This window comes from Mucilaginibacter sp. (assembly GCF_028288225.1).
GTDB lineage: Bacteria > Bacteroidota > Bacteroidia > Sphingobacteriales > Sphingobacteriaceae > Mucilaginibacter.
In genome coordinates this window covers 74149-86760 of sequence record NZ_JAQBOC010000062.1, presented here as the reverse complement: position 1 = coordinate 86760, position 12612 = coordinate 74149, and the positions used below count along the sequence as shown (strand labels likewise).

The window sequence follows — 12612 nt, the reverse complement described above, 5'->3', positions numbered from 1 at the left end:
ACGCAGGCTATACTGCATTTATTTAGATGAAATTAAAGTATGATTGCTAATACCTTCATAAAAAGACCCGTAACAGCCATAGTGATCTCTATTGTACTGGTAATTACGGGGATAGTATGTATCCTGCTGCTGCCTATCGATCAGTACCCGGATATTACTCCACCCGTAGTACAGGTTAACGGCCAGTTTACAGGCGCCGATGCCCAAACGGTGGAACAAACTGTGGCCACTCCTATAGAAGAACAGGTTAACGGCACCCCGGGCATGGAGTACATGCAAAGCAACAGCACCAATAATGGGTTGATGTCAATGAATGTTACCTTTAAAATAGGGACCGATATTGACGTTGCCGCATTAGATGTTCAAAACCGGGTGAGTATTGCTACACCTTTAATGCCGGCGGTTGTAAGTCGTTTAGGGCTAACTGTGCGGGCGCTAAATCCAAGTATGCTCATGATGGTTGCTGTTTACGCGCCAAAAAACACACACAACATTACTTTCCTGGATAACTATACCAATATATTTATCCAGGATGCGTTGCTACGCGTTCCGGGTGTGGGCAGCATTAACAGGTTTACGGACGATTTTAGTATGCGGATCTGGATGAATCCCCAAAAAATGGCTTCATACAACCTTACGCCAACCGATGTTATAAATGCGTTGAACGCCCAGAATGTACAGGTGGCAGCCGGAACGGCCGGTGTGCCGCCGCAGGCCTCCAGCCAAACGTACGAGCTTGGAATTTTGGTGAACGGCCGTTTAAGCAAAGTCTCTGAATTTGAGAACATCATTGTAAAAACAACCCCTGCAACAGGGGCGCTGGTGTATCTTAAAGATGTGGCAAGAGTTGAACTGGGTAAATTTACCTTTTCAAGTAATTCATTTGTCGACGGTCACCGGGCATCATACCTGCAAATTTACCAGGCGCCTGGAAGTAATGCGCTGGCAACGGCAAAAGGAGTCTATGATGCGCTGGCAAAGTTAAAGCAAACCTTCCCCGCCGATGTTGAATACAGCGTTCCGTTTGAATCAGTTACGGTAGTAAAGGTTTCCATGCAGGATGTTGTTGGCACCTTGTTAAAAACATTAGCGCTGGTTGCAGTGGTCGTATTCCTGTTTTTACAAAACTGGCGGTCAACACTCATCCCGGTTCTGGCAATCCCGGTTTCTATTTTTGGGACGTTCTGCTTTTTTATACCCCTTGGCTTTACTATCAATACCCTAACCATGTTTGGTTTTGTGCTGGCCATTGGTATTGTGGTTGATGATGCCATTATCGTGGTCGAAGCGGTGCAGCATTATATCGACCATGATAAAATGTCGGCCAAGGAGGCTACCTACCAGGCTATGAAGGACATTTCTGCTCCGGTAATAGCTATTGCGCTAATTTTAGCGGCGGTGTTTGTTCCGGTAGGCTTTATACCGGGTATAGTTGGCCGTTTGTACCAGCAGTTTGCTATCACAATCGCTATATCTGTAATAATATCAGCATTTATAGCATTATCATTAACACCTGCATTGTGTACTTTGTTGTTAAAGCCTACTGACCCTGCCAAACAGGGAACCGGGTTAAATAAATGGTTCAATAAGTTTAATGCCTGGTTCGACAGGATAACCGCACGTTATACCAATGGCGTTAAAAAAAGCATCGCGGGCTCACGATATATTATTATTTTATTATTGTGTATTGGCACCGGTGCCTATTTTATGTTCCAGGCAAAACCATCGGGATTCATTCCTTCTGAAGATGACGGGAATTTATACGTAACCTTTCAGTTGCCGCCGGCTGCGTCAACAGCGGCTTCGGTTGATGTGATGAACAAGCTGATGCATGTTATCGGCACAACTCCGGGTGTGGCACATTATGCAGCCCTTTCCGGCCTTAATGTGGTAACCAATGCAAGCAACTCAAACAATGGCACCATTTATTGCCAGCTTGCCCCCTGGGATGACCGCTCCAAATCAAGCGAGCAGGTGCCCGGGATAATAAGCGTGTTGCAGAAGCGCATCCGTGATGCGGGGATCAACAATGCAAATGTAGAGGTGATCCAACCGTCCCCATTACCCGGTGTAGGCTCAACCGTTGGCTTTAGCATGCAGATAGAGCAGCGCAGCACCAATGACGATGTGCATGCCTTTGAAAAGGTGGTAAATGATTTTGTGGCCCGGGCTAATAAAAACCCTGCTATCACCAAGGCATACAGCTTTTTTACTGCCCATACTCCAAATGTTAGCCTGAATGTAGACCGCGAAAAATGCGAAAAGCTTGGCGTAAACGTAGCCGATGTGTTTACCACTATCCAGGCTTACATGGGGAGTTTGTACATTAATGATTTCACCACTTATAACCGCACTTTCCATGTGGTTGTGCAGGCTGATACTGCCTTTAGAACGATGGTATCTGACATGGATAAATATTACGTGCGCAACCAGGCGGGTACCATGGTTCCGCTGGGAACGCTTATCAGCTATAAGCCTACTGAAGCAGCGCCGCTAATCTCGCATTTCAATATCTTCCGTACTGCTGAAATTGACGGAGCCAATGCCGATGGTTACAGCAGCAGCCAGGCATTAACCGCCTTGCAGGACCTGGCCAAGACATTGCCAGAAGGCTACACCTATGAGTTTTCGGGCTTAAGCTATGAGGAGCAAAAAGCCGGGTCGACAACTATTTATATCTTCCTGTTTTCCATCACGTTTGTTTTCCTGTTCCTCGCGGCGTTGTATGAGAGTTGGTCGGTGCCGTTTTCGGTGCTGCTTGCTGTGCCGGTTGGGGCTTTTGGCGCTATCCTGGCCTTATTGTTCGTGCCCGGCCTTACCAATAACGTTTATGCACAAATAGGTTTGATAACGTTAATAGGCCTTGCTGCAAAAAACGCCATCCTGATAGTGGAGTTTGCCAAAGTGCGGGTCGACAGGGGAGAAGATCTTCTAAAGTCGACCCTGGATGCGGTTAGCCTGCGTTTACGGCCTATTATCATGACGTCACTGGCATTTATCCTGGGCGTGTTACCGTTGGTTTTGGCAACAGGCGCAGGGGCTGTAGCAAGGCGCACCATTGGCTTTACCGTGCTGGGTGGGATGCTTGCGGCATCAACTATCGCCATATTTGTGGTGCCGGTGCTATATGTGGTGATAACCCGTTTATCGTACGGAAAAGAAAAACTGGAATACCTGAAATCGCACCACGAGGAGTTGATGGAAAAAGCCAGGAAGGTAGAAGCACAAAATATTGACCCTGAGCTGGAATACGAGATTGAAAAGTCACGTTCGCTTAGTAATCCAGATCATATATGATTGCAAATACATTCATAAAACGACCGGTTACCGCTATTGTAATATCAGTAGTTTTAATGATCTCGGGTACCATCTGTCTTTTTAACCTTGCGGTTGATCAGTACCCCAATATTTCGCCGCCAAGTGTTTCGGTAAACGGATCTTATACCGGGGCCGACGCGCAAACGGTTGAACAAACGGTGGCTATCCCGGTTGAAGAGCAGGTAAACGGAACGCCCGGGATGGAATATATGACCAGCACAAGTACCAACAGCGGCGGTGTGGGTATCAGGGTAACATTTAACATTGGCACCAATGTGCAAATTGCTGCGTTGAATGTGCAAAATCGTGTTGGTATTGCCAAGCCTATATTACCGGCTGTAGTGAGCAAGCTTGGTTTAACAGTACGTGCAAGTAACCCGGATCAGCTAATGTTGATCGCCATTTATTCGCCAAAGAAAACGCATAACATCACTTTTCTTGATAACTATACCAATACGTTTATTGAGGATGCCATATTGCGTGTTCCGGGGGTTGGCGATGTGAGCGCCCGTACAGATAATTTCAGTATGAGGGTTTGGATGAACCCCGAAAAAATGGCATCGTACCAGTTAACACCAGCGGATGTTGTTGCCGCGTTGAATGCTCAAAACGTGTATGTGGCAGCAGGATCAGCCGGTGCGCCTCCGCAAAAATCAACGCAGGCTAACGAGATAGGGATCCTTGTTAATGGCATGATCAATAAAGTGCCGGAATATGAAAAGGTTATTGTAAAAACAATTCCTGCAACGGGCCAGTTGGTGTACCTGAAGGACGTTGCGCGGATTGAGCTTGGAAAATTTACATTTTCAAGCAATTCCTTTGCCGACGGGAACCGATGCTCAACTATCCAGGTGTACCAATCGCCGGGGAGTAATGCGCTTCAAACAGCCGAAAACGTTTATGCCGAGCTGGCAAAGTTAAAAAAATCATTCCCTGCAGATGTTGATTACACCGTTCCGTTTGAGTCAGTAACCATTATAAAGGTTTCCATGCAGGAGGTTATCGGCACCCTGCTAAAAGCACTCGGACTGGTAGCAATAGTTGTGTTCCTGTTTCTTCAAAACTGGAGGTCGTCTTTAATCCCTATCCTGGCTATCCCGGTATCAATTTTAGCTACCTTTTGCTTTTTTATCCCGCTTGGCTTTACCATAAATACCCTAACCATGTTCGGCTTTGTCCTGGCCATAGGTATTGTGGTAGATGATGCCATTATTGTCGTCGAGGCGGTTCAGCATTATATTGATGAGCAGCACATGTCGCCAAAGGAGGCTACCTACCATGCCATGAAAGAAATTTCTGCACCGGTGATTGCCATAGCGCTCATTCTCGCTTCGGTATTTGTGCCTGTAGGGTTTATACCCGGTATTGTGGGCCGGCTGTACCAGCAATTTGCAATAACAATTGCTATTTCGGTTATGTTTTCGGCCTTTATTGCGCTTTCGTTAACTCCTGCTTTGTGTACCTTGCTTTTGCGGCCAAGCCACATCAACAAAAAATCATCAAACTGGCTGGATAAGCTTTTCTATCATTTTAATACCTGGTTTGAAAAGGTGACTTTTAAATATTCAAACGGGGTAAAAAGGAGTATTAAACATTCCAGGTTTATCGTTATTATCCTGGTATGCATTTGTGTGGGCACCATCCTTTTGTTCAAAACAAAACCATCGGGCTTTGTGCCTTCAGAAGATGGGGGGCGGCTTTTCATCACCTATCAATTACCGGAAGCATCTTCAACCACGCAATCGGTAAACGTAATGGAGAAGCTGATGAAAATAGTTGGCTCAACTCCCGGTATTTTACATTATACAGCCATATCGGGCTTTAACATATTAAACGGTGGCGCAAACTCAAACAACGGTTCTATGTTTTGTATGCTCACCCCCTGGGATGACCGTACCACACCGGCAACCCAGGTAGCCGGTATTACTGATGCAATAAAAAAGCGGATTGCCAAAGCTGGGATAAAAAATGCAAACGTGGTGGTTATCCAGCCGCCGCCAATAAGGGGCATTGGCCTTGCAGCCGGGTTCAGCATGCAAATTGAACAGGGAAGCTCTACTGACGATATTCACCAGTTTGAAAAGGTTATTAAAAAATTTGTTGCCGAAGCGCATAAGATCCCGGAAATATCAACCGCCTTCAGCTATTTTTCAGCACACACCCCAAGCTATGATCTTACAGTCGACAGGGAAAAATGCCAGAAGCTTGGCGTCAATATTTCAGATGTTTTTTCAACCATGCAGGCTTATATGGGCAGCTTGTTTGTAAATAACTTTACCCTTTATAACAGAACTTACCACGTAGTGGTGCAGGCCGATACCGCTTATCGTGCGCTTATAACTAATATGGATAAATATTATGTCCGGAATTCGGTGGGCAATATGGTGCCACTGAGCACAGTTATCCATTATAAGCCAACCGTTGCAGCCCCGCTTATTTCGCACTTTAACATCTTCCGCTCGGCTGAAGTTGACGGTTCTATACCAGATGGTTACAGCAGCGGGCAAAGTTTGGATGCCTTAAAAGCGCTGGCAGCTAAAACCCTGCCCCGGGGATACACCATTGAGTTTTCGGGATTGAGCTATGAGGAGATCAAAGCGGGCTCAACCACAGTTTATATCTTCCTGTTCTGTATCATATTTGTATTCCTGTTCCTGGCTGCATTGTATGAAAGCTGGTCGGTGCCATTTTCGGTGATGCTGGCTGTGCCGATAAGTGCTTTTGGCGCTATCCTGGCACTTACCAGTATCCCGGCACTTACCAATAATGTTTATGCACAGATAGGCCTTATAACTTTAATTGGCTTGTCAGCCAAAAATGCGATCCTGATTGTTGAATTCGCCAAAATAAGGGTTGACCGGGGAGAAGAGCTCATCAAATCAACCCTTGAAGCCGTGCGTTTACGCCTCCGCCCTATTATTATGACTTCGCTGGCATTTATATTGGGCGTATTGCCGCTTGCCCTGGCAACCGGCGCCGGCGCAGCTTCCAGGAACACCATTGGTGTAACTGTATTGGGAGGTATGATAGCTTCATCAACCATCTCCATATTTATTGTACCTGTGCTATTTGTACTGTTTACCCGTTTTTCGTACGGTAAAAAACAGCTAAAATGGCTTCAGGCGCATCACGAAGAACTGATGGAAAAAGCTAAAAAGGTTGAAGAACAAAATATTGACCCTGAATTGGAATATGATATAGCTATGGCTCATGCCGAAAATAAATCATCGCGCGAGGCGCATGAACGAAATAAGCAGAACGGAAAATAATTTACACCTATTAAAAATAGCCTATGAAAAGTGTACAGTTAATATCACAGCGATTAAAAAAGATCAATCACTTATACACCAAAATGATCTCAAAAGAGCTTTCTGCTTTTAAGCTCGGTCATCATTTTGAAGTTGTACTGGCCCTTGCTACGCAGGAAAAACCCGTAACTCAAAACAAACTTGCGGAGCTGCTTCAGATTGATAAATCGCGCACCACAGTAATTGTTTTTGAGCTGGAAAAGCGCGGCCTGGTACAAATAAACATCAACCCCGATGACAGGCGTCAGCATTACGTATCGCTTTCCCAGTCAGCTGTCAGCTCCATTCCGCATATTGAATTAAGCGTTGAAAAAATAAACCAGCTGGCCGGGGCCGGTATAGAGCGGCAAAAACTGATGACGTTTTTCGAAGTGTCAGAAATGATCCAGCAGAATTTGGCGAAGAAGGTGGCTTTTTAGCAAGGCCCCTGCGCCATTAAAAGTTAAAAAATGCTTTTGTCAGATCCTTTATAGTTTGATAAAATGCTCTTTTTTTTTACTAAAATTTCACTAATGGATTAGGATAATTGTTACTTTGGTCTTCGGCTACATTATCCAAACATTTAAAATCTTTTTCAACCAGCAGGTATAATCCGTTATCATTATCCTCAAAACCAACCCGATCCGTCAATACCCAATCTTCGGCCATAAAAACAGGCATAAAAAGAGTTATTTTATTATTTTCAAATGTCGCAGAAAGTTTATTACCAGTGTTCCGTTGCAGTGCATAGCTCAGCGTTTGCCCCAAAAAGCAGGTGTGTTCTTCAATGTAGCCAACTTCTTTAAAACTATTTACATCGCTTTTAATCAGCCTGTAGCGCAGCGAGTTTCCTTTAATGCGTATTTTCATTTTAGTATTTCAATTAATTAAACTGGTTACGGCCCCTATGATAATTATTGCAGGATAGGTTAATTGTTTGCTTTCGGCCATTGTGGGAAGGTACTTAACCATTCCCCTCGCAGATTTTTGATTAGACCTGGAGGCATGTTGTATAATTGCTGCCGGTATATCGCCATTGCCTGATTCTATGTAGATTTGGGCAATTTCACGCAGTTTTTTCATGCCCATATAGATTACCACGGTAGCATTGCTTTGAATGGCTAATTTTAAATCGGCCGATAGCATGCCATCTTTTTTAGTTCCCGTAACTATCCAAACGCTTTCACTTATGGCGCGGTGTGTAAGTGGTATATCTTCCAGCCCGGATGCCTGCATGCTGGTGATGCCCGGTATAAAGTAGGTTTTGATGCCATTTTCTCTTGCGAACAGGACCTCTTCAAATCCCCGTCCGAATATGAAAGGATCGCCGCCTTTTAAACGTACAACACTGCCTTTGGTAAAAGCAAAGTGCTTGATCAGTTCATGTATTTGTTCCTGCGGTGTATAATCGCCATAAGGTTGCTTACCCACATATATTTGTTCGCAATCATCGGGAGTAAGGCTTAATAATTCTTTATTGGCAAGATTATCATATAATACCACTTTAGCCTGCTGCAAAATACGGTATCCTTTTACAGTAATCAATTCCGGATCACCCGGTCCGGCCCCTAATACAAATAATTCTGGCAAATTGTGGATATTATTCATTGTTTTTTCAAAAAATGTATTTTTTATCGCGTTATTTTAAATAAAACTCACTTATTATTTAAATTTTATCATGAAAAATTAGAAATTTATAATTTAAATCATATAATTAGACAATTATATTCAATAAATAAATAAATTATATGACCAATTTAATAAAATGATTTGAATAATTGAATTTTTTTATTTAAAATTGTTTTATAAACATACTTGAGGTCGCATTTTGGTATGATTTATTTGAAATTGCTTTAACATTTAAAAAAAACCGTGTATGTCAAATCCAACAATCATCGTAGTTGGCAACGGCATGGTAGGTTATAAGTTTTGTGAAAGACTGATAGCCAAATCATCCCGATTCAATATTGTAGTTTTTGGCGAAGAACCGCGCCGTGCTTATGACAGGGTTCACCTGAGCGAATATTTCAATGGAAAATCTGCTGATGACCTATCCCTTTCATCTCAATCCTGGTATGCTGAAAATGGACTAACGCTGCATCTTGGTGATCCGATCCAGGAAATAAATAGCGCGGCCCAAACAGTACATTCCTTATTGGGCCTTACTATAAAATATGACTATTTGGTGCTGGCCACAGGTTCATCAGCTTTTGTGCCTGACCTTCCCGGAGTGGAAAAAGAGGGCGTTTTTGTTTATCGTACCATTGAAGACCTGGAGCTTATAAAAGCCTATGCCGCAAATGCAAAAAATGGGGCAGTAATGGGAGGCGGACTTTTGGGATTGGAGGCAGCAAAAGCATTAATTGACCTGGGGACAAAAGAAACACATGTTATTGAATTTGCGCCCCGCCTAATGCCAAGGCAGATCGATTCGGCCGGCAGCTCCCTGCTGCAATCGAAATTGAAGGAACTGGGCTTAAATGTTCATTTAAATAAAAGTACTTCCTATATCGGCGGAGATCATAAAATAGAGGCGCTGCATTTTAATGATAGTAGTGTACTTGCCATTGATATGCTGGTGATATCCGCCGGGATACGTCCGCGCGATGAGCTGGCAAAGCTGGCTGGTCTGCATACCGGCACACGTGGCGGAATTACAGTTAACGAGAAAATGCAGACCAGCGATGAGCGCATTTTTGCCATTGGCGAGTGCGCCTTATATGAAGGGATGATTTATGGCCTTGTTGCACCCGGTTATGAAATGGCTGATATTGTGGTGTCTCAATTAACCGGGGGTAGTAAATTATTCTACAGTTATGATATGAGCACCAAACTGAAACTGATTGGTGTGGATGTGGCCAGCTTTGGTGATGCCTTTGTTACGGAGCCAGGCTGCCGGACCATAGTTTTTGAGGATACTCATAAAGGTGTTTATAAGCGGATCAATCTCAGCAATGATGGGAAATATTTATTGGGCGGAATTTTAATTGGCGATGCAGGTGCGTATAATATCTTACTGCAAACTGTTAATAATAAAATAATTCTTCCGCCAAACCCTGAAGACCTGATATTGGGTTCAAGAGGAGGGGCTGAGAACGAAGGCGCCGGTGTGATGAGCTTGCCTGATGATGCACTTATTTGTTCATGCGAAGCAGTTAATAAGGCGTCGATCTGTTCAGCTGTTACCGAATTGGGTGTAAGCAATATTGATGGAATGAAGAAATGCACCAAAGCCGGAACGGGTTGTGGTGGTTGTATCCCGTTGGTTAAGGACCTGATAGCGGGTACCTTGAAGGCTAACGGGCAGTATATTAAAAATGTAATATGCGAGCACTTTGAATACTCACGCCAGGAATTGTATGACCTGGTGAAGATAAATAAAATTAAAAATTACGACCTGGTGCTTGATCACTATGGTAAAGGTGATGGCTGCGAGGTTTGCAAGCCGGTTGTTGCCAGTATCCTGGCAAGCTTGTGGAATGATGTGATCGTGAAGCAGGACACCATTCAGGATAGCAATGATCGCTTTTTAGCGAATATTCAAAAGGGTGGCACTTATTCGGTTGTGCCACGTATTCCGGGTGGAGAGATCACCCCTGATAAACTCATCGTTTTGGGGCAGGTGGCTAAGAAGTATGGCTTATACACCAAAATAACTGGCGGTCAGCGCATTGATATGTTCGGAGCTCATTTAAATGACCTTCCCTTAATATGGGAGGAGTTAATAGACGCTGGTTTTGAAAGCGGTCATGCTTATGGTAAGGCATTACGTACGGTAAAAAGCTGTGTAGGCAGTACCTGGTGCCGTTTCGGCCTGCATGATAGTGTCTCGTTCGCTATTGAAATTGAGGATAGGTACAAAGGCATCCGTGCGCCTCACAAATTAAAAGGCGGGGTAAGCGGCTGCGTGCGGGAATGCGCCGAAGCTAAGTCGAAGGATTTTGGCATAATCGCTACCGAAAAAGGCTGGAACTTATATGTATGTGGTAATGGTGGTTCAAATCCGCAGCATGCACAATTACTTGCCACTGATATTGACAAAGAAACGCTTGTGCGATACCTGGACAGGTTCCTGATGTTTTACATAAACACAGCCGATCCGTTGACGCGTACAGCAATCTGGCTTAATAAAATGGATGGCGGAATGGCCTACCTGAAAAACGTAGTTATAAATGATAGCCTTGGTTTGGCTGCTCAATTGGAAGAAGGGATGCAGTCGCTGATAAATACCTATCACTGCGAATGGAAAGAGGTAGTTGAAAATCCGGAGCTGCGTAAACGATTCGCGCATTTTGTTAACGCGCCAAAAGAAAAAGATCCGTCTGTTCAATTTGTGCCTATGCGCGAGCAGGTAAAAGCAAAGTGGTAGTATCGTTATTAGTGCATTATATTAAGATTAAATAATATGGAAACAACTATTGCAATTGAATGGATCCTGGCTTGTTATGCTGATGATGTTCCCGAAAATGGTGGTGCTTGTGTAAAGCACGGCGATGAACAAATTGCTGTTTATAATTTCTCCCGGCGGGGAGAGTGGTATGCAACGCAAAACCTTTGTCCGCATAAGCAGCAAATGGTTTTATCCAGGGGAATGATCGGAAGTGCAGGTGAAAATTGCGAACCCAAAGTTGCCTGCCCTTTCCACAAAAAAACGTTCTCGTTATTAACAGGAGAGTGCCTGGGCGGTGATGATTATAAAATAACTACCTATCCTGTTAAGGTAATAGATGGTAAAGTTTATATAGGTGTTGCCTGATTATATTTAAAATGACTTTTCAATACATTGATTGCAATATATTGGACCTAAATCCATCTGGAGAAGAGAAGATGGCCTTTAAGTTTCCCCGCCACCGGCGGGGAATACTTAAAGCATGTAAATTAAAGATCGTCTGCTGTTAGTTGCAAAAGTTTTTTCTGGTTAATAATGATGATCTTCTTGCCGCTTACTTCAACCAATTCTTCCTTCAATAGTTCATTCATTACCCTGAATACGGTTTCATAAGTGGCACCAGCAAACGATGCCAGGTCCTGGCGCGAAAGCTCAATGGCAAGAGATCCATCGTCATTTGTGCCAAATTGCTCTTTTAATATGATCAAGGCCTGCGCAACACGACCCTTAACAGACATGTGAGCAAGATTTCGCATTTTTTTTTCAGATTCCTGGAGTTCGTCGGCAAAAAATAACATCAGGTTATAAGCGAAATTGTTATTTGTTTTTAATGTAGCATCAAAAAAGCCGATATCGATATAGCATATAAGTCCGGGTTCAAGTGCTGTTGCAGAAACCGGATAAACGTTATGAGTCCCTAGGCCCCTGTGACCAAAAATGGCGCCTTTTGTGGCAAACCTTATGATCAGCTCTTTGTCTTTGCCCCATTTCTTATGAATTTTTACCTTTCCTGCATAGGCAAAATAAATACCAGTAACCTTATCGCCTTCTTTAAAAATTACCTCGCCTTTTTTAACCTTAAAGTTCTTTTTATGTACTTCAACAGCCTGAAGCCACTCTGGCAATGAATGTCTGCATAAAAAACAGTCTTTCAGGTTACATGCTTGTTTTATTTCTTTCATTTTGCGGAAAAGAGTGAATTTTTAGTCCGATGACCGGGTAATAATGTGGGTTTTCTGATTTGCCTGACATTTGGTGTATTTTTTACATGATTTTATAATAAATTGAGATAATATGTTAATTATCTGATTTATTAATGGCTATTTATCAATAAAAATCAATAAATGACCTGGATAAAGTAAGTTTTAATTGTCAATATCCGAATTTTAATTATCAAAAATTCATTTAAGTTATTTTTTATTAAAAAAGTCAAAAATTTACCCCAATGTTTCAATATTTTATGATGTTAATTATAAAAATTATGATTTTTTTAAGCTGAAGTGGAATTTTTATATTAAATTGGATATATTTATAACGATAAAAGTTAATATCTGGATGAATATCAAAAAACATATAGCCTATGACAAAAAATCAAACTTAATAGAATAAAAAAATCCC

General features: G+C 42.9%; 8 protein-coding genes. 5 read left to right on the top strand and 3 right to left on the bottom strand.

Annotated features, from left to right (window positions below):
* The first annotated feature begins 39 nt into the window (after nt 1-39).
* From JWQ54_RS19310 to JWQ54_RS19300, 3 genes are read left to right on the top strand one after another with little or no spacing between them, the layout of a single operon-like run.
* Nucleotides 40-3297, top strand: a complete 3258-nt coding sequence (locus JWQ54_RS19310; protein WP_299588152.1) for an efflux RND transporter permease subunit — start codon at nt 40-42, stop codon at nt 3295-3297.
* Nucleotides 3294-6587, top strand: coding sequence for an efflux RND transporter permease subunit (locus JWQ54_RS19305; protein ID WP_299588149.1), 3294 nt, complete (start codon nt 3294-3296; stop codon nt 6585-6587). Before JWQ54_RS19310 ends, JWQ54_RS19305 begins: the two co-directional genes overlap by 4 nt.
* A 23-nt stretch (nt 6588-6610) precedes the next feature.
* Nucleotides 6611-7045, top strand: coding sequence for a MarR family transcriptional regulator (locus JWQ54_RS19300; RefSeq protein WP_299588146.1), 435 nt, complete (start codon nt 6611-6613; stop codon nt 7043-7045).
* 79 nt (nt 7046-7124) lie between these two features.
* On the opposite strand, the gene JWQ54_RS19295 is transcribed toward JWQ54_RS19300, so the two are convergent.
* Both JWQ54_RS19295 and cobA read right to left on the bottom strand, forming a co-directional pair.
* Complete coding sequence (locus JWQ54_RS19295; protein ID WP_299588144.1) at nt 7125-7475, bottom strand: hypothetical protein; 351 nt, start codon at nt 7473-7475, stop codon at nt 7125-7127.
* A 9-nt stretch (nt 7476-7484) separates the two neighbouring features.
* Nucleotides 7485-8213: a uroporphyrinogen-III C-methyltransferase gene (gene cobA, locus JWQ54_RS19290; protein WP_299588142.1), complete on the bottom strand. Its 729-nt coding sequence runs from the start codon at nt 8211-8213 to the stop codon at nt 7485-7487.
* A gap of 268 nt (nt 8214-8481) precedes the next feature.
* On the opposite strand from cobA, the gene nirB reads away from it, so the two are divergent.
* Nucleotides 8482-10974 (top strand): nitrite reductase large subunit NirB, encoded by a 2493-nt coding sequence (gene nirB, locus JWQ54_RS19285; RefSeq protein ID WP_299588140.1) that lies wholly within the window; start codon nt 8482-8484, stop codon nt 10972-10974.
* Nucleotides 10975-11010: 36 nt separating this feature from the next.
* Entirely contained in the window at nt 11011-11361 is a 351-nt protein-coding gene (gene nirD / locus JWQ54_RS19280; RefSeq protein ID WP_299588138.1) for a nitrite reductase small subunit NirD, read from the top strand.
* Between the two features lie 122 nt (nt 11362-11483).
* On the opposite strand, the gene JWQ54_RS19275 is transcribed toward nirD, so the two are convergent.
* Entirely contained in the window at nt 11484-12176 is a 693-nt protein-coding gene (locus tag JWQ54_RS19275; protein WP_299588136.1) for a Crp/Fnr family transcriptional regulator, read from the bottom strand.
* Nucleotides 12177-12612 lie beyond the last annotated feature (436 nt).